1 rRNA gene (running past one end of the window) is annotated in these 1,283 nt (G+C 47.2%); it reads right to left on the bottom strand.

What is annotated here, in order from left to right:
* A 23S ribosomal RNA gene (locus HGH90_RS31420) occupies nucleotides 1–1,206 on the bottom strand; it reaches 1,677 nt to the left of the window's first position.
* Between the last annotated feature and the right edge of the window lie 77 nt (nucleotides 1,207–1,283).

The raw sequence follows: 1,283 nt of genomic DNA, 5'->3' as shown, positions 1-1,283 counted from the left end.
TGCATACTAGGCCTAAAGCTTCGGTTATATGTTTGATGCCCGATTATTTTCCGTGCCCAAACCCTCGACCAGTGAGCTGTTACGCACTCTTTAAATGAATGGCTGCTTCCAAGCCAACATCCTGGCTGTTTTAGGATTTGAACCGCGTTTGTTCAACTTAACATATCATTAGGGACCTTAGCTGTTAGTCTGGGTTATTTCCCTCTCGGCCATGGACCTTAGCGCCCACAGCCTCACTCCTGGAGATTATGTTATAGCATTCGGAGTTTATTAGGGTTTGGTAGGCGGTGAAGCCCCCTAGCCCAATTAGTAGCTCTACCTCTATAACACGTCTATATCCAAGGCTGTTCCTAAAAACATTTCGGGGAGAACGAGCTATCTCTCAGTTTGATTGGCCTTTCACCCCTATCCACAGGTCATCCCATAGCTTTTCAACGCTAATGAGTTCGGGCCTCCAGTTAGTTTTACCTAACCTTCACCCTGCCCATGGATAGATCACAAAGTTTCGCGTCTACCCCCACTGACTAATTCGCTCTGTTAGAACTTGCTTTCGCTGCGGCTCCGGTACTGAAGACCTTAACCTTGCCAGTGAGGAGTAACTCGTAGGCTCATTATGCAAAAGGCACGCCGTCACCCTTGCGGGCTCCGACCGCTTGTAAGCGCACGGTTTCAGGAACTATTTCACTCTCCTGTTCGGAGTACTTTTCACCTTTCCCTTACGGTACTGGTTCACTATCGGTATCTAAGGAGTATTTAGCCTTACCAGATGGTGCTGGCAGTTTCACACAGGATTCCTCCGGTCCCGCGCTACTCAGGATACTACACGTCCATCAGAATTTCTGTCTACAGGGCTATCACCTGCTGCGGCTCATCTTTCCAGATGATTCAACTTGATCTGACTTTCTAAAAGTAGTCCTACAACCCCGGATAGAATTGCTTCGATCCGGTTTGGGCTCTTCCCCGTTCGCTCGCCACTACTTAGGGAATCATTATTTATTTTCTTTTCCTGCAGGTACTTAGATGTTTCAGTTCCCTGCGTTGGCTCTCTTTCCAGAGTGACACGCCTTCAGCGTGCCGGGTTGTCCCATTCGGAAATCTACGGATGTAACGATCGTTTGCATCTCCCCGTAGCTTATCGCAGCTTACCACGTCCTTCTTCGCCTCTTAGATCCTAGGCATCCACCATGCGCCCTTATTCGCTTTAAAAATCTTTAGTATTCTAATACTACTATTTCGAATACAACTTGCATTTCCCAATATGTCAAAGAACTTTTAATCACTGA

Source organism: Chitinophaga sp. Ak27 (assembly GCF_012726295.1).
GTDB lineage: Bacteria > Bacteroidota > Bacteroidia > Chitinophagales > Chitinophagaceae > Chitinophaga.
This window is presented reverse-complemented; position numbering and strand designations above follow the sequence as displayed.